Here is a 1,332-nt window from a genome sequence, read left to right as displayed (position 1 = left end):
ACCGCCCGTTGCAATAGCGGACATCACCTGATTGACAAAACCATTGCTCAATACCGGTTGATCACTTCCATCGTTAGGAGCTTTCAGGGAACAGAGCTCGGATCCAGCATTACAGCTGGGCGTACCCGAATGGCGTGTATAATTCGCCGGATTTTCAATGTCTGCCCTATCTTGGGATGGCCCATTGTAATCAAACCATTCTTCAACCAATACTTTTTCTCTTGAAGTATGGTCTGTTTCCATGGCTTCCACGATATAGAAAGCCCCGAATAATAATGCTAATGCTGTAAACCCAGCTATGATTTTTGATTTTAACGTTCTCATGACGTATAATGCTTTAATTTAAAATCCTGTTGGTAATCTTTTTGCACATCGGTTTTGCCTCACAGTGATGCGATCGAGGGATCCTATTTTATGGTCAGCCAGCTTCCTTGAAACCGGGGGTACCACATCTTGTTCACAACTCTCTTTAGGGCCAAGGATAGACAGATAGGGGCATAGTCGAGTTCTCTGAAATAAAGAACGGGACTGTACCTGTACCAAAGGACAAACCGCCCAGACAGCCTGATCCATAGGGACAGTAACACTGACCATAGCCATTGGTCAAGTAGTTTGATTGTTTCTTTCGCTATTTGTCGACTTTTCATCCTGGTTCATTTTTACCTATCCATAACCTATTGCGTAGCGGCACAGCCTTGGCGCGGCCTGCCCTCTGTTTTGTTTTGCACTTTATCGCTGTACCCGCGTCCCTATTTATTTGGTCCAGCTTCCCCTTTCAACCCTTCACAGACATACCAGGGATAGCTGGACTCCCCGTCGGGAAAGACGGGGATCGCATGGCACTGGTACGCCTGCCATCTCTTTTGCTTTTAGTTCTTTAAGCGTATTTCAAAGGTAAGGCCGTCTTGGCGCATTCATTTACGCATTTTTGATCTTGTGATTTACTGATTTTTGTCATTGCCTGGATTCTGGTGGAGTTTTATATATTCGGAAGGATATAAGCCTACCCCTTTCTTAAAGTATTCGGAGAATCCACTGGGGTATCTAAATCCGCAAAAATTGGCTACTTCGCCAATGGTATAAGTTGAACGCAATCTGTCTTTTGCCAGTGGAAGGAGTATTTCGTCCCTGTATTGTAAAAGAGTCTGTTTGTAATAGCGTTTATGACAGCGTGCGAGATATGCATCTGAAACGCCTAACAAAAAGGCAATCTGGCTAATATTCACTTCCTGAAATCCCTGGTTTACGATGTCATAGACCATTGTTCTCGCTTTTCTGGTAAGTACCTCGCCTTCGCTCAGTTTGTCATAAACTACAAACTGTTTTGTTTCG

3 protein-coding genes are annotated in these 1,332 nt (G+C 44.1%); all 3 read right to left on the bottom strand.

Annotated features, from left to right (window positions below):
- On the bottom strand, positions 1-324 hold a 324-nt coding region (locus AC07UV_RS25640), incomplete at its 3' end, for a hypothetical protein (RefSeq protein WP_495185845.1).
- Positions 325-407: 83 nt separating this feature from the next.
- Complete coding sequence (locus AC07UV_RS25635) at positions 408-647, bottom strand: hypothetical protein (RefSeq protein ID WP_495185844.1); 240 nt, start codon at positions 645-647, stop codon at positions 408-410.
- A 294-nt stretch (positions 648-941) separates the two neighbouring features.
- The coding region (locus AC07UV_RS25630; RefSeq protein ID WP_495185843.1) for a helix-turn-helix domain-containing protein at positions 942-1,332 on the bottom strand (391 nt) is incomplete at its 5' end.

Source organism: Sphingobacterium sp. GW821-FHT03E03 (assembly GCF_059420745.1).
Note: the sequence above shows the minus strand (reverse complement) of the source record. Positions and strands in the feature narration are given on the sequence as shown.